At 71.0% G+C, this 21,774-nt stretch carries 21 protein-coding genes; 19 read left to right on the top strand and 2 right to left on the bottom strand.

Annotated features, from left to right (window positions below):
* Positions 1-242: 242 nt before the first annotated feature.
* Positions 243-614: a single-stranded DNA-binding protein gene (locus tag DDV73_RS03160; RefSeq protein ID WP_109505800.1), complete on the top strand. Its 372-nt coding sequence runs from the start codon at positions 243-245 to the stop codon at positions 612-614.
* Here DDV73_RS03160 and DDV73_RS03155 read toward each other — a convergent pair.
* Positions 589-1,713 carry a DUF1015 family protein gene (locus DDV73_RS03155; RefSeq protein WP_109505778.1) on the bottom strand — a complete coding sequence of 375 codons (1,125 nt, stop codon included), beginning with the start codon at positions 1,711-1,713 and terminating at the stop codon, positions 589-591. The two genes, DDV73_RS03160 and DDV73_RS03155, sit on opposite strands and share 26 nt — an antisense overlap.
* A 24-nt stretch (positions 1,714-1,737) precedes the next feature.
* Here DDV73_RS03155 and DDV73_RS03150 point away from each other — a divergent pair, with 24 nt between their 5' ends.
* The 15 genes from DDV73_RS03150 to DDV73_RS03085 all read left to right on the top strand — a co-directional run bounded on the left by DDV73_RS03150 (position 1,738) and on the right by DDV73_RS03085 (position 17,563).
* Entirely contained in the window at positions 1,738-2,784 is a 1,047-nt protein-coding gene (locus tag DDV73_RS03150) for an HAD-IIA family hydrolase (RefSeq protein WP_240617078.1), read from the top strand.
* A gap of 9 nt (positions 2,785-2,793) precedes the next feature.
* Positions 2,794-3,063 carry a hypothetical protein gene (locus DDV73_RS03145; RefSeq protein ID WP_109505777.1) on the top strand — a complete coding sequence of 90 codons (270 nt, stop codon included), beginning with the start codon at positions 2,794-2,796 and terminating at the stop codon, positions 3,061-3,063.
* 16 nt (positions 3,064-3,079) lie between these two features.
* Positions 3,080-3,919 (top strand): TlyA family RNA methyltransferase, encoded by an 840-nt coding sequence (locus DDV73_RS03140; protein WP_240617077.1) that lies wholly within the window; start codon positions 3,080-3,082, stop codon positions 3,917-3,919.
* Positions 3,916-4,899, top strand: a complete 984-nt coding sequence (locus tag DDV73_RS03135; RefSeq protein WP_206050676.1) for an NAD kinase — start codon at positions 3,916-3,918, stop codon at positions 4,897-4,899. Before DDV73_RS03140 ends, DDV73_RS03135 begins: the two co-directional genes overlap by 4 nt.
* On the top strand, positions 4,892-6,649 hold the full coding sequence (gene recN / locus DDV73_RS03130) for a DNA repair protein RecN (protein WP_109505775.1): 1,758 nt from the start codon (positions 4,892-4,894) through the stop codon (positions 6,647-6,649). Before DDV73_RS03135 ends, recN begins: the two co-directional genes overlap by 8 nt.
* An 81-nt stretch (positions 6,650-6,730) precedes the next feature.
* Positions 6,731-7,939: a putative cytokinetic ring protein SteA gene (gene steA / locus DDV73_RS03125; protein WP_109505774.1), complete on the top strand. Its 1,209-nt coding sequence runs from the start codon at positions 6,731-6,733 to the stop codon at positions 7,937-7,939.
* The gene (locus DDV73_RS03120; RefSeq protein WP_161962271.1) at positions 7,936-8,853 is read left to right on the top strand and encodes a copper transporter; all 918 of its coding nucleotides are present in this window, start codon (positions 7,936-7,938) and stop codon (positions 8,851-8,853) included. The genes steA and DDV73_RS03120 overlap by 4 nt, the downstream gene beginning before the upstream one ends.
* Positions 8,854-8,864: 11 nt before the next feature.
* Positions 8,865-10,553, top strand: a complete 1,689-nt coding sequence (locus DDV73_RS03115) for a CTP synthase (protein ID WP_109505772.1) — start codon at positions 8,865-8,867, stop codon at positions 10,551-10,553.
* Between the two features lie 74 nt (positions 10,554-10,627).
* Entirely contained in the window at positions 10,628-11,485 is an 858-nt protein-coding gene (gene ppk2, locus DDV73_RS03110; protein WP_109505771.1) for a polyphosphate kinase 2, read from the top strand.
* Between the two features lie 74 nt (positions 11,486-11,559).
* On the top strand, positions 11,560-11,808 hold the full coding sequence (locus DDV73_RS28610) for a flavin reductase family protein (RefSeq protein WP_206050675.1): 249 nt from the start codon (positions 11,560-11,562) through the stop codon (positions 11,806-11,808).
* A 169-nt stretch (positions 11,809-11,977) separates the two neighbouring features.
* The gene (locus DDV73_RS28605) at positions 11,978-12,139 is read left to right on the top strand and encodes a hypothetical protein (RefSeq protein WP_206050674.1); all 162 of its coding nucleotides are present in this window, start codon (positions 11,978-11,980) and stop codon (positions 12,137-12,139) included.
* 23 nt (positions 12,140-12,162) lie between these two features.
* Positions 12,163-12,783 carry an NUDIX domain-containing protein gene (locus DDV73_RS03100; protein ID WP_109505770.1) on the top strand — a complete coding sequence of 207 codons (621 nt, stop codon included), beginning with the start codon at positions 12,163-12,165 and terminating at the stop codon, positions 12,781-12,783.
* 48 nt (positions 12,784-12,831) lie between these two features.
* On the top strand, positions 12,832-13,947 hold the full coding sequence (gene ald, locus DDV73_RS03095) for an alanine dehydrogenase (RefSeq protein WP_109505769.1): 1,116 nt from the start codon (positions 12,832-12,834) through the stop codon (positions 13,945-13,947).
* Positions 13,948-13,970: 23 nt separating this feature from the next.
* On the top strand, positions 13,971-14,933 hold the full coding sequence (xerD, locus tag DDV73_RS03090; protein WP_206050673.1) for a site-specific tyrosine recombinase XerD: 963 nt from the start codon (positions 13,971-13,973) through the stop codon (positions 14,931-14,933).
* Positions 14,930-17,563, top strand: a complete 2,634-nt coding sequence (locus DDV73_RS03085; protein WP_109505767.1) for a DEAD/DEAH box helicase — start codon at positions 14,930-14,932, stop codon at positions 17,561-17,563. The genes xerD and DDV73_RS03085 overlap by 4 nt, the downstream gene beginning before the upstream one ends.
* Before the next feature lie 2 nt (positions 17,564-17,565).
* Here the strand turns inward: DDV73_RS03085 and DDV73_RS03080 are convergent, their stop codons facing one another.
* A complete protein-coding gene (locus DDV73_RS03080; RefSeq protein ID WP_109505766.1) occupies positions 17,566-18,585 on the bottom strand; it encodes a glycosyltransferase family 4 protein in 1,020 nt (339 codons plus the stop codon).
* A 135-nt stretch (positions 18,586-18,720) separates the two neighbouring features.
* Between DDV73_RS03080 and DDV73_RS03075 the strand changes: the two genes are divergently transcribed.
* From DDV73_RS03075 to DDV73_RS03065, 3 genes are read left to right on the top strand one after another with little or no spacing between them, the layout of a single operon-like run.
* Entirely contained in the window at positions 18,721-19,887 is a 1,167-nt protein-coding gene (locus DDV73_RS03075; protein WP_109505765.1) for a DUF418 domain-containing protein, read from the top strand.
* A 16-nt stretch (positions 19,888-19,903) separates the two neighbouring features.
* Complete coding sequence (locus tag DDV73_RS03070; RefSeq protein WP_240617076.1) at positions 19,904-21,076, top strand: sensor histidine kinase; 1,173 nt, start codon at positions 19,904-19,906, stop codon at positions 21,074-21,076.
* Positions 21,073-21,744: a response regulator transcription factor gene (locus DDV73_RS03065; RefSeq protein WP_276310079.1), complete on the top strand. Its 672-nt coding sequence runs from the start codon at positions 21,073-21,075 to the stop codon at positions 21,742-21,744. The genes DDV73_RS03070 and DDV73_RS03065 overlap by 4 nt, the downstream gene beginning before the upstream one ends.
* The last annotated feature ends 30 nt before the right edge of the window (positions 21,745-21,774 follow it).

The following is a 21,774-nucleotide window of genomic DNA, read 5'->3' as shown; positions in this document are numbered from 1 at the left end:
CGATGGTACTGCAACCGAGAGGCTGTGGGAGAGTAGGACGCCGCCGAACAAACACCCCGTAGAGGCCACCCCACCAGGTGGCCTCTACGCTATTTCTGAGGCACTGCAAGGTCCCGCGCGACACGGTCGTCGGCCCACCAATCGTCCACAGTTTCAAACACGCCGACTTTTCCACAGGCCCATCCACGACCCCTCAGAACTGTCGGCGCCCACCTGGAGCGTTCAGCTCGGAGGTGGTTCAGATGGTCAAGGCGGCCGAGAACAACGAATACAGCGAAGCGCGCTCAGTGAATGAGGTGCGGCTCAGAGGGCGGGTGTCCCGGGTCCCGACGGAGGTGACTCTTCCCAGCGGCGACACGCTGTGGACCTTCCGCCTGATCGTGGACAGGCCGGCGTCGAAGCGAACACGGCGCGGCACTGCGGTCGACGCACTCGAATGCTCAGCGTGGACGGTTCGCGCCCAGCGCGCCGTCTCCCGTTGGATGCCCAGCGACGTGGTCGAGGTCGAGGGCGCTGTGCGGAGGCGCTTCTTCCGGGTTGGGAACGGCGTCAGCTCGCGCGTGGAGATCGAGGTCACCAGCGCCCGCGTCATTCGACGGGCAGGCTCCGCATGAGCACCCCGAGGCTGGGCTTCGGCTGGAACGAGGTGGCCTTCTGGGGGAGCAGCTCGTGGGCGGACGCCGCGTTGACGACCTCGTCGAAGGTCGGCGCCGGCATGAGGACCGCCGACCCTCGGCGTGCCGCCAAGGCCTTGAGCGTCTCGTCGAGGCTGTGGTGATAGCCGATCTCCTGGTCCGGCGCCACGCCCCACGACGGCAGCAGCCGGCGATGAAGGTGCTGGACCGGACTGGGGACCTCGCCGATCCTTACCGTCGCCCACGACGTCCCGTCGGTCAGGACGAGACAGTCGTGTCCGAGCGCCGACAGCGCGGTGGCTTCGTCGGTGAGATCGACGGCCGGACCGTCGGCGTGTGCCGTGGCGAGCCGGATCAGATCGAGCTTGGGGAGCGTGCGATGGATCGCGCCCAACCAGAGCGGTGTGTCGTCCTGGTCGACCAGCATGACCAGGCCGTGGTCCCACGGCGTGCCGGGCATCGAAGCCTGGAGCGCGAGGTAGGCCGCGTAGCGGTGGTGTCCGTCGGCGATCAGGGCGTGGGAGCCGGCGAGGCCGGTCGCGAGCTCTTCGAGCATTTCCGGCTCGCGGATCGCCCACATCCGGTGATACTGGCCGCTGCGATCTTCGAACTTGCGGTCGGGCGGCCGGCTGGCTACCTCGCGGACCGCGGCCCGGACCGAGGGCGGCCCGTGGTGGACGAGCAGGATGGGCGCGGGGTTCAGGCTCATTGCCTCCATCCGGTCGGCCAGATTGGTGACCTGCTCGGGAATCACTCCCTCGTGCGGGAAGATCGCCTGCTCGCCATCGGGACAGGTGACCGACGAGCGAGCGACCGACACCGTCCCGACCAGCCCACGGATCGTCACTCCGGACGCGGTGTACTCGTGCAGGTACAGCGCCGGCTCGTTCTCACGGACCAGCAGGCCCGACGCCTCCCAGCGAGCGAGCCGCCGAGGGACGGCTCGATAGGGTCGAGCCAGGGTCCGCGCCAAGGACGGGTCGCCCACCCGGGTCGGCGACAGAAGCAGTGCCCGGAATGGCTGCAAAGCGAAGGGCTTGACCACGTACGGCGGTGCAACCACGGGACTGGAGTCCATCGGAGCATCGTAGGCGGACCGACCATGACCGACCGACGGGGAGGGGCGCGAGTGCTCCGCGAGTCCACCAAGCCACTGACCGAGGCCTACGACCTCGCCATGCTCGATCTCGACGGTGTCGTCTACATCGGGCAGCACGCCGTACCTAGCGCAGCGCCGGCGATCGACCTCGCGCGGGCGGCCGGTATGCACGTCGCCTTCATCACCAACAACGCGTCACGGACCCCGGTCCAGGTCTCCGACCACCTGCGCAGACTGGGTGTGGACGCCGAGCCCGGCGACGTGGTCACGTCCGCCCAGGCGGCCGCACGCGTTCTCCGCGAGACCCTTCCAGACGGTGCTGGGGTGCTCCTCCTCGGTGGTCGCGGCCTGGAGGAGGCGATCGGTGAGCAGGGGCTCCGAGCCGTAGGCCCGGAGGAGGGTCCTCAGGCAGTGGTGACCGGCTACGGACCGGACGTGCTCTGGCGGGACCTGATGCGGGCCGCCGTACTCATCCGCGACGGACTGTGGTGGGTCGCCAGCAACACCGACCTGACCATCCCGACCGCCTACGGGCTCGGCCCCGGACACGGCGTCCAGGTCCGGATGCTGTCGGAGTTCTCAGGCGTCACTCCCGTGGTCGCCGGCAAGCCGAACCGTCCGCTGCTCGACGAGACGATGAGGCGTGTTGGCGGCGAGCGCCCGCTCATGGTCGGCGACCGCCTCGACACCGACATCGAAGGCGCCTACAACGCCGGCACGGACTCGCTCCTCGTGCTGACCGGCGTGACCGGACTTGCGGAGCTCGCGGCGGCACGACCCGAGGAGCGGCCGACCTACCTGGCAACCGATCTGAACGGCCTGAAGGAGACCCACCCCGAGGTTGGGCTCGACGGCGACCGGCGGGTGCTCGGCGGCTGGCGGGCATGGGTGGCCGACGGGGAGCTGACGGTCGACGGACACGGCGAGACCGAGGACTGGTGGCGGGCCGCCGCGGCGGCGTGCTGGGACCACCTGGACGCCACCGGCTCGCCGGCGGCCCTGTCCACAGCCCAGCCGCCGGTGCGCTCGAGCGATGAGAGCGGGAGGTAGCGTGTCGGCATGCAGATTCCGAGCGAGCACGACGACGGCGCCGAGGTCATCGACGAGCAGGTCGAGTCGACCGACGAGCTTGCTGATGAGGCCGTCGACCGCGCATCGGCCCAGACCGGAGTGGCGTCGGTCGACCAGGTGCTGGACTCGCTCGACGCGCTCGACGAGCAGCCGGTCGAGGAGCATGTGGCCGTCTTCGAGCAGGCCCACGAGCGGCTTCGCGGCGCCTTGGATGCCCCTGCGTCGTCGATCCCGGCAGCGCTTCGCCCGGACGCCTGACTTCGGGCATGCCCTAGTGCCTCCACGACGACTTCGCCTGGACGCCGAGCTGGTCCGCCGTGGCCTGGCTCGGTCTCGGGAGCACGCGAGCGAGCTGATCGCCGCGGGCCGGGTCAAGGTCGCCGGAGCGGTCGCGACCAAGCCGGCGACCGGAGTGACCACTGATGTTGCGCTCGTGGTCCTGGACGACCCCGGCGATCCCGACTATGTCTCGCGAGGTGGCCACAAGCTGGCGGGGGCACTGTCCGCCTTCGGGCCGCTCGGCCTGACGGTGTCCGGTCGCCGCTGCCTCGACGCGGGCGCCTCGACCGGTGGCTTCACCGACGTCCTGCTGCGCAACGACGCCGCGGAGGTGGTCGCGGTCGACGTGGGATACGGCCAGCTGGCCTGGCGGCTGCAGCAGGACGAGCGGGTCCACGTCCACGACCGGATGAACGTGCGCGAGCTCACCACCGAGGCGATCGGCGGTCCGGTCGATGTGGTCGTCGGCGACCTGTCGTTCATCTCACTGGTCCTGGTCCTCGACGCCCTGGTGGGCGTCACCCGCGACGACGGTGACCTGGCGCTCATGGTGAAGCCGCAGTTCGAGGTCGGCAAGGACAGAGTCGGCAAGGGCGGCGTGGTGCGAGACAGCGCGCTCCGCGCCGAAGCCGTCGAAGGCGTGGCCGACGCGGCCGCGGCGCGCGGCTGGGGCGCGCGGGCGGTCACCACCAGCCCGCTACCGGGGCCGTCCGGCAATGTCGAGTACTTCCTCTGGCTGCGCCGTGGCGCGGCCACGATCGGCCGGGCCGAGATCGACACGGAGGTCGCAGGCAGCGCGAATCCCGGTGCCGCTGGTGAGAGGGTGGAGCCGTGACCGCAAGCGATGCCCCGCCGGAGGTCCGCCGGGTGCTGCTGATCGCGCACACCGGGCGTGAGGACGCGCGTGAGGTGGCCCGCGCGTTCTGCAAGGCGCTGACCGGCCACGGCCTCGTGGTCCGCCTGCTGGCCGAGGAGGTCCGCGACCTCGCGGTCGACGTCGCGGCGTACGACCCGGCGATCGAGACGGCCGACAGCCACGACGACGCCCCGGTCGGCTGCGAGATCGTGGTGGTGATCGGCGGTGACGGCACCATCCTGCGCGCCGCCGAGATCACCCACCGCAGCGGTACGCCGCTACTTGGCGTGAACCTCGGTCACGTCGGGTTCCTGGCCGAAGCCGAGTACGACGATGTCGAGTCGACCATCGACGCGATCGTGCACCGTCGCTACACCGCCGAGGAGCGGCTCACTATCGACGTCTCGATCTACCGCGACAAGGAGCTCGTGACCAGCACCTTCGCGCTGAATGAGGCGAGCGTCGAGAAGGCCGCCCGGGAGCGGATGCTCGACGTGGTCGTGGAGGTCGACGGCCGGCCGCTGTCCCGCTGGGGCTGTGACGGCGTGGTGTGTGCGACGCCGACCGGCTCGACGGCGTACAACTTCAGCGCGGGCGGCCCCGTCGTCTGGCCGGGCGTCGAAGCGCTACTGATGGTGCCGATCAGCGCCCACGCTCTGTTCGCGCGGCCGATGGTGGTCGCGCCCTCCTCGGTGCTGGCGGTGGAGGTGCTCGCCGGGACCCAGGGGACCGGCGTGCTGTGGTGCGACGGCCGCCGCACGGTGGACCTGCCGCCGGGGGCGCGGATCGAGGTACGGCGTGGCTCGATGCCGGTGCGCCTGGTCCGGCTGCACCGAGCGCCGTTCACCGACCGGCTGGTGGCCAAGTTCGGGCTCCCGGTCGAGGGCTGGCGCGGCGCCGCCGAGCGCCGCCGCCGCAACAACGGGCAGGACAACGGAGCGGAGGGCACCGATGCTTGAGGAGATCCGGATCAGCTCGCTCGGCGTCATCGACTCATCGACGCTGGAGCTGGGGCCCGGCCTCACCGTGATCACCGGTGAGACCGGAGCCGGCAAGACCATGGTCGTGACCGCACTCGGGCTGCTGCTGGGCGGTCGCGCCGACTCGGGCGCGGTCCGGCTGGGAGCCAAGGCCGCGCGGGTCGAGGGCGTGGTCAACACCGCCTCGCTGCCGGAGTTCGCGGAGGCCGTCGAGGAGGCGGGTGGCGAGGCCGAGGACGGCCGGGTGCTGCTGGCCCGCAACATCTCGAGCGAGGGCCGCTCGCGCGCGTACGCCGGGGGAGCGTCGGTGCCGGCGTCCGCCCTGGCCGACCTGGCGGAGCCCCTGGTCGCCGTACACGGCCAGTCCGACCAGCACCGGCTGCTGCAGGCCCAGGCACAGCGGGACGCGCTCGACCGGTTCGGCGGCACGAAGGTGGACGACGCTGCCACCCGGTACGCCGAGCTGCATCGCGAGCTCGCCGGGATCGAGAAGGAGCTGACCGAGGTCGTGGCGAACGCTCGCGAGCGCGCTCGCGAGGCTGACCTGCTGCGGTTCGGGCTGAGTGAGATCGAGGCGGTGGCGCCGGAGCCGGGCGAGGACGTCTCGCTGGCGGCCGAGGAGACCCGGCTGGGGTTCGCCGACACGCTGCGCACCGCGGCCGAGCAGGCCCGCGAGGCGCTGTCCAGCGACTCGGGTGGACCGGACGCGCTCGCCCTGTCCTCGTCGGCCCGGTCTCTGCTGGACGGCGTCCGCGAGCACGACGCGGCGGCCGGCGAGCTGGCCGACCGGCTGGCCGAGGTGAGCTACCTGCTCAGCGATCTGGCGACCGACGTGTCGTCGTACGCGACCGGGGTCGAGACCGACCCGGCGCGGCTGGCCGCCGTGTCCGAGCGCCGGGCCGCGCTGACCGCGCTGACCCGCAAGTACGGCGAGACGGCCGCCGAGGTCCTGATTTGGGCCGAGGTGTCGAGCGCCCGGCTACTGGAGCTGGACGGCACCGACGAGCGGATCGAGACGCTCCGGGCAGCGCGGGAACGGCTGCGCAAGGAGCTGGCCGACGCAGCGGCGTCGCTGTCGGCAGCAAGGACGGCGGCCGCGGCCGAGCTGGCCGACGTCGTCACCGGCGAGCTGCGACTGCTCGCGATGCCGCACGCCGTACTCACCATCCAGGTCAGCCAGACCGAGGAGGCCGAGCCGGAGGACCCGGAGCGGAGCGGTACGCCGCTCGAGGTGGACGGGCGCTGGCTGCGCTACACCGCGACCGGTGTCGACGAGGTCGAGCTGCTGCTGGCGGCGAACACCGGCTCCGAACCACGCCCGCTGCACAAGGGTGCCTCCGGTGGCGAGCTGTCGCGAGTGATGCTGGCGCTGGAGGTTGCGCTGGCGGGGACCAGCCCGGTCCCCACGTTCGTCTTCGACGAGGTCGACGCCGGCGTCGGCGGCAAGGCCGCGGTCGAGGTCGGCCGGCGGTTGGCGGAGCTGGCCCGGACGGCGCAGGTGCTGGTGGTCACCCACCTGCCCCAGGTGGCGGCGTACGCCGACCGCCACGTCGTGGTCAAGAAGGCCAGCGACGGCACCGTCACCACCTCGGGACTGACCGTCCTGGGCGACAAAGACCGGGTGCGCGAGCTGTCCCGGATGCTCGCCGGCATGGAGGAGTCCTATACCGCGCTGGCCCACGCCCGCGAGCTGCTCGCGAGCGCTAAGGAGGCGCGGGCGGCTCGATGAGGTAGGCGGGTAGCCAGGCGACGCGCGGACGCGCGTGGGATACCGAAATCGGCCGTTCCCAACTGTCACTATGGCCGCGTCATGAAGCTCTCGACTCGCCAGCGTTCAGAGGCGCCGGCGCCGCTTCCCGGGCTGACCGGCCAAGCGCGCGTCGAGCGCCGTACTCACGTTCTCATCGGCCGGCTGCGCCCCGGCGACATCGCGGTCCTCGATCATCTCGACATGGACCAGTCGACCGCGCAGGACCTGGTCGACGCCGGCGTGGCGGCGGTGGTCAACGCGTCGCCGTTCATCTCCGGCCGCTACCCGAACCTGGGACCGGAGGTGCTGTCCGAGGCCGGCGTGGTGCTGGTCGACGGCATCGGTCCGGCAGGCCTGGCAGCGGTGCGCGACGGCGCCAAGGTGCGCGTGCACGAGGGCACGGTCTACGTCGGTGACAGCCCGCTTGCCAGTGGCCGCAGCGTCGACGGTGATGTCGTCCGGGCCGAGATGGGGAGTGCCCGGCTGGGGCTGGCCAGCCAGCTGGAGAGCTTCACCCACAACACCGCCGAGTTCCTGCGCCGCGAGCAGGACGTGCTGCTGCACGGTCAGGGCATCCCGCGTACGGCGACCACGATGGCCTGTCGGCCGGTCGTGGTGGTGGCGCGTGGCCCGGAGGCCGCCGAGCAGCTGAAGACGGCCAAGGCGTTCGCGCGCGAGCAGGGCGCGGTCCTGGTCGGCGTGGACCGTGGCGCCGACGCGCTGCTAGAGCAAGGGCTGAAGCCGGACGTGGTCGTGGTGACGGCGCGCCCGGGCGACCTCGACGAGGCCGACCGGCCAAGCCGCAAGGCGCTCAAGCAGGCCAAGGACGTGGTGGCGGTGGTTCCGCGTGGGTCCGGGCGGGCGGCGACCGAGCCCCTGGAGCGGCTCGGCCTGCGCCCGGTGCGGTTCGAGACCGGCGCCGCCGCCGGCGACGCGGCGCTGATCCTCGCCGACCACGGCGAGGCCTCGGTGATCGTCGGCGTGGGGCTGCGAGCGACGCTGGACGCCTTCTTGGACCGGCAGCGCGATGGCCACGCCTCGACGTACCTCACCCGGCTCAAGGTCGGTCCTCGACTGGTCGACGCGTCCACCGTCCAGGAGCTGTACGCCGGCCGGGTGCGCCCGTGGCACCTGTTCGTGGCCCTGGTCGCGGGACTGCTGGCCGTCGCGGTGGCGGTCGGTGTGACTCCGGTGGGCCAGGAGTGGACCGAGCAGCTCGGCCACGGTGTCCAGGATCTCGTCGACTACCTGCAAGGACTCCTCAAGTGATCTCGTTCCGGCACCACATCGTCACCTTGGTCGCGGTCTTCCTGGCGCTCGCCGCCGGCATCGTCCTCGGCGGCGGCCCGCTGTCCGAGGTCGGCCGCGGCTCCGAGCAGGACCTGAAGGACGCCGAGGCGCGCAACACAGCGCTGGAGGCGCGGTTGGCGACCGGCGACAAGAGCTCTACCTTCCAGGACGCGTTCGCGGGCACGGTCGGGGGACAGGCGCTGTCCGGCGGCCTCGACGATCGTTCGGTGGTGCTGGTGACGCTGCCGGGTGTCGATAACAAGGTGGTCCGCGGACTCACCGCGCAGGTCAAGCAGGCCGGCGGCACGGTCGCCGGGCACTACGGCTTCCAGCCGGCGATGGTCGACCCGTCGGAGAAGTCGCTGGTGGACACGCTCGGCAGCCAGCTGCGGACCCAGCACCCCGACGCCGAGATCCCGGCGGACGCGCCCACCTATGACCGGATGGGCCGCCTGGTCGGCCGCGCCATCGGCACCGGCTTCACGACCGACCAGGAGCTGGACGAGACCGCGAGCTCGATCGTGGAGAGCCTCAAGGGCGCCGAGCTGATGACCACCCAGGTGGAGCCGACGGTGCGCAGCCCGCTCGTGATCGTCGTACTCGGCGACGGGCAGCCGGCGGACGGTGCCGACGCCCTGGTCAGCGGTCTGCTGGCCGGCATGGCCGAGCCGATCAACGCGATGGTGGTCGCTGCTAGCACCGTCTCAGCTGACGGCGGGCTGTTGGCCGGCGTACGCGCGGACGGCAAGGTGGACGCGGCGGCGTCGACGGCGGACTCGGTGCAGACCGGCGCGGGACGGGTGGCGACGGTGCTGGCGCTGATCGACGCCGCCGAAGGCAAGCTTGGCTCCTACGGTGCGTCGGGAGCCGACGGTGCGGCTCCCCTGAGGTAGGCTAGAACCCCGTGAAGAACGGGACGCTAACCAAGCATGTGTTCGTGACTGGAGGCGTCGCCTCGTCACTCGGCAAGGGCCTCACCGCCTCGAGCCTCGGCAGCCTATTGAAGTCGCGTGGGCTCCGGGTGACCATGCAGAAGCTCGACCCGTACCTCAACGTCGACCCGGGGACGATGAACCCGTTCCAGCACGGTGAGGTCTTCGTGACCAACGACGGGGCCGAGACCGACCTCGACATCGGTCACTACGAGCGGTTTCTCGACACCGACCTGAACCAGATCGCCAACGTCACGACCGGCCAGGTCTACTCCAGCGTGATCGCCAAGGAGCGGCGCGGCGACTACCTGGGCGACACCGTCCAGGTGATCCCGCACATCACCAACGAGATCAAGGAACGCATCCGGGCGATGGGCGGTGACGACGTCGACGTCGTGATCACCGAGATCGGCGGCACCGTGGGCGACATCGAGTCGCTGCCGTTCCTGGAGGCCGCCCGCCAGGTCCGACACGACATCGGCCGTGACAACTGCTTCTTCCTGCACGTCTCACTGGTGCCCTACATCGGCCCGTCCGGCGAGCTCAAGACCAAGCCGACCCAGCACTCGGTGGCCGCGCTGCGCTCGATCGGTATCCAGCCGGACGCCGTGGTCTGCCGCGCCGACCGCGACATCCCGCAGTCGATCAAGAAGAAGATCTCGCTGATGTGTGACGTCGACGAGGAGGCCGTGGTGACCGCGGCCGACGCACCGTCGATCTACGACATCCCGAAGGTGCTGCACTCCGAGGGCCTGGACGCCTACGTCGTACGCCGCCTGGACCTGCCGTTCCGCGACGTCGACTGGACCGAGTGGGACGACCTGCTCCGCCGGGTGCATCACCCGAAGGAGGAGCTGACCGTCGCGCTGGTCGGCAAGTACGTCGACCTGCCGGACGCCTACCTGTCGGTGGTGGAGGCACTGCGCTCGGGCGGGTTCGCCCACGAGGCCAAGGTCGAGGTGCGGTGGGTCCCGTCCGACGAGTGCGAGAGCCCGGCCGGTGCGGCCCGGCACCTCGGTGACGTGGACGCGGTGTGCGTCCCCGGCGGCTTCGGGATCCGTGGCATCGAAGGCAAGGTCGGCGCGCTCAACTACGCCCGCAACCACGGCATCCCGGCGCTCGGGCTCTGCCTCGGCCTGCAGTGCATGGTGATCGAGTACGCCCGCAACGTGGCCGGCCTGGAGAAGGCGGGCTCGTCGGAGTTCGACCCCGACTCGCCGGAGCCGGTGATCGCGACCATGGCCGAGCAGAAGAGCTTCGTCGACGGAGCGGGGGATATGGGTGGCACCATGCGGCTCGGTCTCTACCCGGCGGCGCTCAAGGCCGGCAGCGTCGTGCGCAGCGCGTACGGCGCGGCCGAGATCCAGGAGCGGCACCGGCACCGCTACGAGGTCAACAACGGCTACCGCGCCCAGCTGGAGGCCGCCGGCCTGGTGTTCTCCGGGACCTCACCAGACAACAACCTGGTCGAGTTCGTGGAGCTGCCGCGCAACGTGCACCCGTACTACGTGTCCACCCAGGCGCACCCGGAGCTCCGGTCCCGCCCCACCCGGCCGCACCCGCTGTTCGCCGGCCTGATCGGCGCGGCCCTCGACCGGCAGCGCGAGCTGCGGTTCCCGATCGACGAGTCCGGGCTGCACCGCAAGGACGAGGACGACTGAGCGGCTGCCCGACGGCCTGCTGACGGCCCGCTGATGGCATTGCCGGGCGGCGGGCCGCGCGGCAGTATCGGGAGATGACCTCCGACAACCTTCCCGAAGGCGCCGACGACCCGCGGAGCGCCGCCGTCCGCGCGAACCCCGAGAACTACAAGAGGTCCGGCAAGCTGAAGGCCGAGGTCTACGACGCAGAGATGGCTCGGCTGCAGGAGCAGCTGGTGCTGCTCCAGTACTGGATCCAGTCGCAGGGGCTCAAGGTCCTGGTGATCTTCGAGGGTCGCGGCTCGGCCGGCAAGGGCGGGGTGATCAAGACCATTACCGAGCGGACCAGCCCGCGCACGGTCCGCGTGGTGGCGCTGCCGAAGCCGACCGAGCGGCAGCGCACCCAGTGGTACTTCCAGCGGTACGTCGAGCACCTCCCGGCCGCCGGCGAGATGATGCTGTTCGACCGCAGCTGGTACAACCGCTCGAACGTCGAGTGGGTGATGGACTTCTGCACCGAGGCCGAGCACCAGGAGTTCCTGCGCACCTGCCCGGAGTTCGAGCGGATGCTGGTCCGGTCCGGGATCGTGGTGCTGAAGTACTGGTTCTCGGTGAGCTACGAGGAGCAGCGCCGCCGGTTCGAGGCCCGCAACGCCGAGCCGCTGAAGCGCTGGAAGCTGTCCGACATGGACCTCGCCGAGCACGAGCGGTACATCAGGTACTCGATGGCCAAGGACACCACGTTCCAGCACACCGACATCAAGCAGGCCCCGTGGTACGTCGTACCGTCCGACGACAAGAAGGCGGCCCGCCTCAACTGCATCTCGCACCTGCTGGCGCAGTTCGACTACGAGAACGTGGCGCCGGACGTGGTGCGGCTCCCGGTGATGGAGCAGATCCCGTACGTGCGGCCGCCGATGCACGACCAGACCTTCGTTTCGCAGCAGTTCTGAATGCCCTGAAGCAGCCTCGTCGCGGTGTCTGATTTCCGCCAGTACGGGCGGCTCGGCCACGTCATCGTAGAGGCATGAAGACCACGACGATCGACCTCAAGGTCAAGTATTTCGGCACCCCGGTGGTGCTGATCAGCTCGCTCAACCCGGACGGTACGCCGAACCTGGCGCCGATGTCGTCGGCGTGGTGGCTCGGCGACTGCTGCATGCTCGGCCTGGGCAACTCCAGCCAGACGGCGGAGAACATCAGGCGCACCGGCGAGTGCGTGCTGAACCTGGCGTCGGCGGAGCTGGTGGACGTCGTGGACCGGCTGGAGGGGTGATAGCAGGTGTGTGGGCGGCCCGGCGCCCGTCCCGCTGGCGGGCGCTGCGGCGGCGCGTCGTGCGCATAGCCACCCTTTTGGTTGCGCGCCGTTGGCGCACGCCGCGGCCAAGCCGCGTGACGCTGCCCGCCACCGGGACCGGCACCAAACCGCCCACAGACGAGGGTGGGTGCGGGAGCGACCGAAACGCGGCGAGTACGTCGACCCGATCGGCTGGGACCCGCTGATCATGAAGTTCTGCGAGTTCTTCGGTGGTGGCGAGAACGTGTACCCGTCCCGGCTCGCCGAGGGCTGGCAGATGCCGCACGACGGGCGGCGGGCGGTCGCCTGAACCGAGAATGTAGCGTCGGCGACATGCTGCACAGCGAGCCGACCGTGACCGCGCTGGCCGGCGACGAGGCCGTGGCCTGGCCGGTCGAGTCGACCACCGACGTCCATCGCGACCACTGGGTGGTGGCACTGCGCGCGGACATGATCCGGCGCCCGGGCCACCCGGACGAGGAGCCGTTCCGGAGGCTGGTGCTGGAGCACCCGGGCGCTGCGGTGGCGCTGGCGATCGACGACGACGACCGGGTGTTCTGCCTGCGGCAGTACCGGCACCCGGCCCGGCGCCGCTTCGTGGAGCTGCCGGCGGGGATCTGCGACGTCCCCGGCGAGGACCCGCTGGAGGTCGCCAAGCGCGAGCTGCGCGAGGAGGCGGGGCTGCAGGCGAGCCAGTGGCAGCACCTGCTGTCGACGTACTCCTCGCCGGGGCTGAGCGCCGAGCAGATCCACCTGTACGCCGCGCGCGGGCTGGCGCCGGCGGACCGCGGCGACTTCGTGCTGCAGCACGAGGAGGCCGAGATGGAGCTGTTCTGGGTGCCGTTCGACGAGCTGCGGGCCGCCGTTCTCGACGGCCGGGTCACCGATGCGCCGGTCGCCCTCGCGGTGCTGGCGTACGACGCGCTGAAGGGCCGCAGTACGCTCGCGAGGTGACCCCGATCACGACGGAGTGGCGGGGGCGGAGATGAGGAGCGGAACGCGGTGAAGATCGGCGTACCCAAGGAAGTCAAGAACCACGAGTACCGGGTGGCGCTCACGCCAGTCGGGGCCCACGAGCTGACCCAGCACGGGCATGAGGTCTTCGTCGAGAAGAGTGCGGGCGTGGGCTCGCAGATCCCCGACGAGGAGTACGTCGCGGCCGGCGCCACGATGCTGGACAGCGCGGACGACGTGTGGGGGACCGCCGAGATGGTGCTCAAGGTCAAGGAGCCGGTGGCGGAGGAATACCACCGGATGCGCGAGGACCTGACCCTGTTCACCTACCTCCACCTGGCCGCGGACCAGCCGCTGACCCAGGAGCTGGTCAAGCGCCAGGTCACCGCGATCGCGTACGAGACGGTGCAGCTGCCGTCGGGCTCACTGCCGCTGCTCTACCCGATGTCCGAGGTGGCCGGCTGCCTGGCACCGCAGGTGGGCGCCTACTCGCTGATGCGGGCCCGCGGCGGTCGCGGCGTGCTGCTCGGCGGTGTCGGCGGCGTCGCCAACGCCCGTGTGGTCGTGATCGGCGCCGGCGTGGCTGGCCAGAACGCCGCCAACATCGCGCTCGGCATGGGCGCCAACGTCACCCTGCTCGACACCGATCTCGACAAGCTGCGGATGTCGTTCTGGCGCTACAACAACCGGGTGCACGGGCTGGCGTCGTCCGGGCTGGCGATCCGGCAGCAGGTGCTGGAGGCGGACCTGGTGATCGGCGCGGTGCTGATCCCGGGCACGAAGGCTCCGAAGCTGGTCAGCAACGAGCTGGTGTCGCAGATGAAGCCCGGCTCGGTGCTGGTCGACATCGCCGTCGACCAGGGCGGCTGCTTCGAGGACACCCGGCCGACCACCCACGCGGACCCGACGTACGAGGTGCACAACTCGATCTTCTACTGCGTCGCGAACATGCCCGGCGCGGTACCGAACACCTCGACGTACGCGCTCACCAACGCGACGCTGCCGTACGCCGTGGCGCTGGCCAACAAGGGCTGGCAGCAGGCCTGCCGCGACGACCACTCGCTGGCGCTCGGCCTCAACACGCACGCGGGCAACGTGACCTATGCTCCGGTTGCGGAGGCACACGGCCTGGAGTCGGTGTCCCTGGAAGGCGCGCTGAGCTAAGGAATGACGTGGAGGGAGGCCTGGTGACCGAGTCCGAGCCAGGCCGTGCGGTTCGCACGTACCTCGACCACCTCAGCGTCGAGCGCGGGCTGGCCGCCAACACCCTGTCGTCGTACCGGCGCGACCTGCGCAGGTACCTGGAGTACTTGCACGAGGTCGGCGTCGCGGCGCTGGACCAGGTGACCGAGGCGACGGTTGCCTCCTTCCTGGTCCGGCTCCGCGAGGGCGACGGCGAGCACCCGGCACTGAGCTCGTCATCGGCGGCACGGACGGTGGTCGCGGTGCGCGGCTTCCACAAGTTCGCGGTCCGAGACGGGCTGGCCACCCACGACCCGGCCGGCGCCGTGAAGCCGCCGTCGCCGGTGAAGCGGCTGCCGAAGGCGCTGCCGCTGACCGAGGTCGAGGCGATCCTGGATGCCGCCGGCGCGGCCGGTACCACCCTCGCGCTGCGGGACCGGGCGCTGCTGGAGATGCTCTACGGCACCGGCGCCCGGATCTCCGAGGCGGTCGGGCTGGACGTGGACGACCTCGACCTGACCGACGAGAGCCAGGGGACCGTGCTGCTGCGCGGCAAGGGCGGCAAGGAGCGGCTGGTGCCGGTGGGATCGTTCGCACGGGAGGCGGTGTCGGCGTACCTGGTCCGGGGCCGGCCGGCGCTGGCCTCTGTCGGGGTCTCGACAAGCTCGACCGCCAAGAGTATGGGCGGCGCGCTGTTCCTGAACGCGCGCGGCGGCCGGCTGTCGCGGCAGAGCGCGTGGGCGGTGCTGGTGAAGGCCGCGGACCGGGCCGGGATAACCGCCGACGTCTCGCCGCACACGATGCGGCACTCGTTCGCGACCCACCTGCTCGACGGCGGCGCCGACGTGCGCGTCGTACAAGAGCTGCTCGGGCACGCCTCGGTGACCACGACCCAGGTCTACACGCTGGTGACCGTCGACAACCTGCGCGAGGTCTTCGCGACCGCGCACCCGAGGGCGCGCGCGTGAGTCTCGACAAGCTCGACCACCGAGGGCTCACGGCCCGGATCCCCAAGAAAGCCGACGCGGACAGCGTGTACGACGCGTTCACCGGCTGGGTGGACGACGAGGGACTGAGCCTCTACCCGCACCAGGACGAGGCCACGATCGAGCTGCTCAGCGGCCACAACGTCATCCTGGCGACGCCGACCGGGTCGGGGAAGTCGATGGTGGCCACCGCGGCCCACTTCGCGGCGCTGGCCGAGGACCGGGTCAGCTTCTACACCGCGCCGATCAAGGCGCTGGTGAGCGAGAAGTTCTTCGCACTCTGCGAGGTCTTTGGCGCCGACAACGTCGGCATGCTGACCGGCGACGCTGCGGTCAATGCCGACGCCCCGATCATCTGCTGCACCGCTGAGGTGCTGGCCAACATCGCCCTCCGCGAGGGTTCCGAAGCCGACGTCGGCCTGGTGATCATGGACGAGTTCCACTTCTACGCCGAGCCGGACCGCGGCTGGGCCTGGCAGGTGCCGCTGCTGGAGCTGCCGCAGGCGCAGTTCCTGCTGATGTCGGCCACGCTCGGCGACGTGACGTTCTTCGTGGAAGACATCACCCGTCGCAACGGACGCGAGACCGTGGTCGTCGCCGACGCCGAGCGGCCGGTGCCGCTGACCTTCACCTGGGCGCTGGACCCGCTGGCCGAGACGCTCGAAGAGCTGGTCACCACCAACCAGGCCCCGGTGTACGTCGTGCACTTCACCCAGGCCGCGGCGGTCGAGCACGCCACAACGCTGCTCGGCTCGGTGGTCTCGAAGATCCCGGCCGAGCAGAAGGAGGCGATCGCCGCCAAGATCGGCGCGTTCCGGTTCGGCGCCGGCTTCGGGAAGACGCTGAGCAAGCTGCTGCGGAGCGGGATCGGCGTGCACCACGCCGGGATGCTGCCGAAGTACCGGCGGCTGGTCGAGCAGCTCGCGCAGAGCGGGCTGCTGCGGGTGGTCTGCGGGACCGACACCCTGGGCGTCGGCATCAACGTGCCGATCCGGACCGTGCTGTTCACCGGGTTGGCGAAGTTCGACGGGTCGCGGTCCCGGATCCTGCGGACGCGGGAGTTCCTGCAGATCGCGGGCCGCGCCGGTCGTGCCGGCTTCGATGTGGCCGGGTACGTCGTCGTACAGGCGCCCGAGCACGTCATCGAGAACGAGCGGGCCAAGGCGAAGGCCGAGGCGAAGAACGCGGCCAACCCGAAGAAGAAGTCGAAGGCGCAGCTGAAGAAGCCGCCCGAGGGCTCGGTGGTGTGGACCGAGCAGACCTTCGACAAGCTGGTCGCCGGCGTACCGGAGCAGCTGGTGTCGCGGATGAAGGTCGACAACTCGATGCTGCTCAACGTCGTGGCCCGGGAGGAGGACGCGTTCCCGGTGCTGCGCCGGCTGCTCACCGACAACCACGAACTGCCGCGAAACCGGCTGAAGCTCGCCAGGCGGGCGCTCCGGCTCGGCCGCAGCCTGGTCCACTCCGGCGTACTCACCCGGCTGGACGAGCTCGACCGGGACGGCCGGCGGTACGTCCTCACTGTGGACCTGCCCGTGGACTTCGCGCTCAACCAGCCGCTCGCGCACTTCGCGCTGGCGGCCCTGGACGTGCTCGACCGCGAGGAGCCGTCGTACCTGCTCGACGTGATCTCGGTGGTCGAGGCGGTGCTGGAGGCGCCGCGGCAGATCCTGTTCGCCCAGCAGTACGCCGCCCGCGGCGAGGCCGTCAACGAGATGAAGGCCGACGGCGTGGAGTACGACGAGCGGATGGCGCTGCTGGACCAGATCACCTGGCCGCAGCCGCTGGCCGAGCTGCTCGGCGCGCTCTACGAGACCTACCGGCAGAGCCACCCGTGGCTGCCCGAGGACGCGCTGTCGCCGAAGTCGATCGTGCGTGAGATGTACGAGCAGGGGATGACGTTCACCGAGTTCGTCGCCCGCTACCAGCTGGCCCGCTCCGAGGGGCTGGTGCTGCGGTACCTCACCGATGCCTACCGGACGCTGCGGCAGACGGTGCCGGAGACCCACAAGACGCCGGACTTCGAGGACCTGGTCGAGTGGCTGGGGGAGACAGTGCGGCAGACCGACTCCTCGCTGCTGGACGAGTGGGAGGCGCTCACCGACCCCGAGTCGATCCAGCGCGCCGCCGACGCCGACATCGAGCACCGGCCGCCGTCCACACCACGGCCGATCTCGCAGCAGGAGCGACCATTCACGGTGATGATCCGCAACCAGCTGTTCCGGCGCGTCGAGCTCTGCGCCCGCGACGACATCGACGCGCTGGTCAAGCTGGAACGGGCGAACGCGGACCGGGCCGAGCCGCCGCGCGAGGTGCAGATGACCCGGTCCCGCTGGGACGAGGCGCTGGAGGAGTACTACGCCGAGCACGACGAGATCGGCATCGGCGCGGACGCACGCAGTCCGAAACTGCTCGCAGTGACCGCGGAGACCGGCGTACCGCCGGGTGCTGGGGACGATGCGGAGCCCGCACGGCTCTGGACGATCCGGCAGACGCTGGACGACCCCGAGGGCGATCACGACTGGGTAATCGACGCCGTCGTCGACCTCGACGCGTCCGACGAGGCGGGCGAGCCCGTCGTACTCGGCACCGCGCTGCACCGGCTCGGGTGAGCTCAGCCCCGTCCGCGGCACGCGATGCAGTTGCGGTAGATCCGTTCGTAGCACCTTGCCATCTCGTCCAGGCCGAAGGTCGTCTCGGCGTGAGTCCGGCAGGCCAGCGGTTCGATCGTCGCTGCTTGTTGGATCGCCTGGGCCATGCCGCCGGGTGGGGTGAGGAATCCGGTGACATTGTTTCGAATCAGCTCAGGTGCCGCGCCGCGTGGCGTGGCGATGACCGGTGTGCCACACGCCATCGCCTCTGCCACGACCAGGCCGAACGGCTCCTCCCATTGGAAGGGGCAGAGAACCGCGCGGGCGGACGACAGGAGCTTGGTCTTGGCGGCGAAGTCGGCTGGGCCGAACCATTCGGCGTATCGGCCGAGGCGCGGGCGGATCTCGGCATCGAAGTAGGTCTGCTCTCGTGGGTCCTCGCACGGACCAGCGACGACGATCCGTACACGTGCCTCCGCAGCGGCGTCGATCGCCAGGTGGGTTCCCTTCTCCGGCAGGATGCGGCCCAGGAACAGCACATAGTCGGACTTCGCCGGCTGGTAGGGGAATCGGCTGAGATCCAGTCCGTTGAGCACGCATCCGGCCCAGGGCAGGTCTGGGGCCGCGGTGATCTGGGCGCGAGAGATGGCAACCGGGTCGATGGTGCTGCCCAGGGCTCGCAGGTAGTCGCCGAAGCGGCCACGAACCGGATTGTGCACCGTATGGACGGTCGGGACTCGGCGGCCTGGTGCGGAGAGAACTCCCGCCAGCGTGTGATCGTGGATGATGTCGAGTTCGAGGTCCCGCAGGATGGCCTCTGCTCGTGCCGCGTACCCGGTCTCGACCAGGCCGGTCCCGACGGGTTCCTGGGCTGTCTCGGCGAACACCGGAACGTGCCGTTGCGCATCTGTGAGGTCGCGGCCGGCGCTGAGCAGAGTGACGTGGTGGCCGCGCGCGACGAGTTGGTCGACGAGTCCGGCGACGACGTTCTCGATGCCGCCGTAGCCGGCTGGTGGCACCTCGAACCATGGCGGTGTCAGCATGCCGATGCGTAGCGGTCTGTCTTCGGGTGCCGTTGCGATGCGGACAGGCTAGGGCTCGTCATCCCCCGGGAGTAGGGGCAGGTCGCGACTAAAGAAGGATCCGGCCGACCCGGCCGCGGCAATAGCGTCGAGGTCATGACCAGCGCCGCGCACGCACCTCCCGTCACCGGGCCCACAGCGGTCACCGCTCGGGCACTCGGTCCCGATGTCGCCCGCGGTGGTCTGCTGCTGTTCATCGCGCTCGCCAACGCGCACACCTTCCTGCATTGGCCAGGCACGACCACGGTCCGGGCGATGCCGGTCACCGGCGCGTTCGTCGACGGGCTGGTCGCGGTGCTGCTGACGGTGATCGTGGACGGCCGGTCCTACACGATGTTCGCGGCGCTGTTCGGCTACGGCCTGGTCCAGATCACCCGGCGGCAGGAGCGCGCGGGCGCGGCCTGGGACACGACGAAGAAGCTGCTCCGCAAGCGCGGCCGGTGGATGTTCGTGATCGGCTTCCTGCACGCGACCCTGCTCTTCTACGCCGACATCATCACCGCCTACGCGCTGCTCGCGATCGTCCTGGTCTCCTCGGTCCGGGCCCGCTCGCGGCGGCTGTTCTGGTACGCCGGGATCTGGATGTTGCTCGGCTCGGTCGTCTACGCGCTCCTGTCCTGGCCGGCGCCGTCCGACCAGCTGCTCGCGGCCGTATCCGAGGACAACCCGCTGCTCGCCGCGGTGTACCGGGCCGGCGGGATCCTGCTCGCCGCGCCGTTCGCGGCGACCACCGCGGCGGGCGCGTTCATGCTCGGCATCTGGGCGGCTCGGCACCGGCTGCTGGAGGACCCAGGCCCGCACCGGGACGCGCTGACTCGGTTCGCGGTCATCGGCATCACGGTGTCGGTGCTGGGCGGACTCCCTCTCGGGCTGGTGATCGCCGACGTGATCCCGCACGACAACGCGGGGCTGGCGGTCGGGCTCGGCTACCTGCACGCGCTGACCGGGTACGCCGGCGGGCCGGCGTACGCCGTGGCGATCGCGCTGTGGGCCTCGCGCCGCCAGGACGCCCCCGGGCCGGTCGGGCACGCCTTGCAGGCGGTCGGTCAGCGGTCGATGACCTGCTACGTGCTGCAGTCGGTGGTCTGGCTGGTCGCGTTCGCGCCGTACCTCCTGGACCTCGGCACCGAGCTGCGGATCTGGCAGTGCTCGCTGCTGGCGCTGGCGACCTGGCTGGCGACCGTCGGGATCGCGGAGTGGATGCGGCGTCGCGACATCCGTGGGCCGCTGGAGGTCCTGCTGCGCCGGCTGACCTATCGCTGAGCAGTAGGTTGACTGCGTGTCGCTCGCTGTCGCCGGACCCGGACCGCGCTGGCTCGGCAGCGCGGAGCAGCTCGTGCTCGCCGCGGCGATGGCGCTGGTCCTGCTGCCGACGGCCGTGCCGGCGGTCCGGGACGGCGGACTGTCGACGCCGTGGGTGGCGGTGCTGGCCGGCGCACTGCTCGCCGTACATGCCCCGATAGCGACGGCCCGTCGCTGGCCGGTGCCGTCCTTTGCCGTGGGTGCGCTCGCGTGCGCGGCACTCGCGGCCGTGCCAGACCTCGCCGGTGCCACCGCCGTGGTGGACTCCCCGGACTACAGCGCGATCCTGCTGCCGAGCAGCCTGTGCTTCCTGCCGCTGCTGTACGCCGTGAGCACGCACGCCCGGGCTCCGTGGCCGACCGTCGCGCTCGGTGTCGGCCTGGCGGGCTGCTGCGTTGCTCTGGCGCGGCTCTGGGGCTTCACCGGTGCGCCGATCGACGCCTGGGCGTGGTGGCTGCTGCTGGGCGCCACCGCATTCGGCGGGACCGTCGCCGCCTGGGCGCTGGGCCGCTACCGCGCCACGCGGGCGGCCCAGCTCGCCGAGCGGCTGGTCGCCGACGAGCGCCGCCGGATCGCGCGTGAGATGCACGACGTCGTGGCCCACTCGCTGGCCGTGGTGGTCTCGCACGCCGAGGCCGGGCGGCTGGTGGTGCCGAACGCGCCCGAGCGGGCGTCGGAGATCCTCGACACCATCGCCGAGACCGGCCGGGAGGCGCTGATCGAGATGCGCGGGCTGCTCGGAGTGCTGCGCGACGAGCACTCGACCACCGAGGAGCCCCAGCCCGGGCTCGCCGAGCTACCGGCCCTGGTCGACCGGGTACGCGCCGCGGGGATCGAGGTGGAGCTCACTGCAGCCGAGGATCTCCGCGTGTCGCCCGCTGTCGGCCTGACCGTCTACCGGGTCGTCCAGGAGGCGCTCACCAACGTCACCAGGCACGCGGGCGGGCAGCCGACGGCGCGTGTGGCGGTGACGGCTGCGGACGGCGGGCTCGAGGTGCTGGTGACCAACACCGGTACGGCGTCCCCAGCCGCGTCCGGTGCGGGCCGCGGGATCGCCGGCATGCGGGAGCGGGTCCGTGCCGTCGGCGGGACGATCGAGGCCGGACCGGTGGACGGCGGCTGGCGGGTGCGTGCGAGGGTGCCACTGTGAGTGCGATTCGCGTCGTGGTGGTGGACGACCAGGAGCTGATGCGCTCCGCGCTCCGGATGATGGTCGAGAGCCAGCCCGACCTCGAGCTGGTGGGGGAGGCGGCCGACGGCCACGAGGCGGTCGCCCTGGTGCGTGCGCGCCGCGTCGACGTCGTACTCATGGACCTGCGGATGCCGCGCATGGACGGTATCCAGGCCACGGCCGTGGTCACCGCCGAGCAGCCGGGGTGCCGGGTGATCGCGCTGACCACCTTCGACCTCGACGAGTACGCGCTGCCGGCGCTGCGGGCCGGGGCGAGCGGATTCTTGCTGAAGGACGCGCGGAGCGAGCAGATCGTCGACGCCATCCGCACCGTGCACGCGGGCCACGGAGTGGTCGCGCCCTCGACCACCCGCCGGCTGATCGAGCACGTCGCCACCACGCCGTACGCCGACAGCGCGCGGGCCGCGGAGATCCGCGCCGCGCTGACACCGCGCGAGTTCGAGATGCTGCTGGAGCTGGCCACTGGCGACAGCAACCGTGAGATCGCCGGCCGGCTGCACCTGTCGGAGGCCACGGTGAAGACCCACGTCGGGCAGGTGCTGGCCAAGCTCGGGCTGCGCGACCGGGTCCAGGCAGTCGTCCTTGCCTACGAGACCGGACTGGTCGGACCTCATCCTCGAGGATGAGAGGGCCGCGACCTCCGGGTGAGGTACGCC

This window comes from Nocardioides speluncae, assembly GCF_003121585.1.
In the GTDB taxonomy this organism is placed as follows: domain Bacteria; phylum Actinomycetota; class Actinomycetes; order Propionibacteriales; family Nocardioidaceae; genus Nocardioides; species Nocardioides speluncae.
Note: the sequence above shows the minus strand (reverse complement) of the source record. Positions and strands in the feature narration are given on the sequence as shown.

Bases quoted from the DNA above. Each gene is read 5' to 3' on its own strand.
- steA (WP_109505774.1), top strand. From the start codon at position 6,731: ATGAAGCTCTCGACTCGCCAGCGTTCAGAGGCGCCGGCGCCGCTTCCC.
- recN (WP_109505775.1), top strand. From the start codon at position 4,892: ATGCTTGAGGAGATCCGGATCAGCTCGCTCGGCGTCATCGACTCATCG.
- ppk2 (WP_109505771.1), top strand. From the start codon at position 10,628: ATGACCTCCGACAACCTTCCCGAAGGCGCCGACGACCCGCGGAGCGCC.
- DDV73_RS28610 (WP_206050675.1), top strand. From the start codon at position 11,560: ATGAAGACCACGACGATCGACCTCAAGGTCAAGTATTTCGGCACCCCG.
- DDV73_RS03160 (WP_109505800.1), top strand. From the start codon at position 243: ATGGTCAAGGCGGCCGAGAACAACGAATACAGCGAAGCGCGCTCAGTG.
- DDV73_RS03080 (WP_109505766.1), bottom strand. From the start codon at position 18,585: ATGCTGACACCGCCATGGTTCGAGGTGCCACCAGCCGGCTACGGCGGC.
- DDV73_RS03150 (WP_240617078.1), top strand. From the start codon at position 1,738: ATGACCGACCGACGGGGAGGGGCGCGAGTGCTCCGCGAGTCCACCAAG.
- DDV73_RS03075 (WP_109505765.1), top strand. From the start codon at position 18,721: ATGACCAGCGCCGCGCACGCACCTCCCGTCACCGGGCCCACAGCGGTC.
- DDV73_RS03145 (WP_109505777.1), top strand. From the start codon at position 2,794: ATGCAGATTCCGAGCGAGCACGACGACGGCGCCGAGGTCATCGACGAG.
- DDV73_RS03100 (WP_109505770.1), top strand. From the start codon at position 12,163: ATGCTGCACAGCGAGCCGACCGTGACCGCGCTGGCCGGCGACGAGGCC.
- DDV73_RS03155 (WP_109505778.1), bottom strand. From the start codon at position 1,713: ATGGACTCCAGTCCCGTGGTTGCACCGCCGTACGTGGTCAAGCCCTTC.